The following is a 270-nucleotide window of genomic DNA, read 5'->3' on the forward strand; positions in this document are numbered from 1 at the left end:
CTTTCCATTCATTGCAGGAGCTTCGACAATGGTTAACCGTCTTCCCGGCAAATCCCTTCTCTTGTCTCTCTTTACGTTCGGGGCGCTCGGCGCCTGCATTCCTCTGGCCCAAGCCGCTGACGCTCCGACCCTCAACACTGGCAGTACCGCGTGGATGATCACGGCGGCGGTGCTGGTGCTGTTCATGTGTCTGCCGGGCCTTGCGCTGTTTTACGGCGGTCTGGTGCGGGCCAAGAACATGCTGTCGCTATTTACTCAATGCTTCGGCAT

General features: G+C 58.1%; 1 pseudogene. It reads left to right on the forward strand.

Features of this window, described 5'->3' with window-relative positions:
• Positions 1-28 precede the first annotated feature (28 nt).
• A pseudogene (locus KMS84_RS43010) lies at positions 29-270 on the forward strand (hypothetical protein); the annotation flags it as partial.

The sequence above is a fragment of the Streptomyces hilarionis genome (genome assembly GCF_024539675.1).
Taxonomy (GTDB): domain Bacteria; phylum Actinomycetota; class Actinomycetes; order Streptomycetales; family Streptomycetaceae; genus Streptomyces; species Streptomyces hilarionis.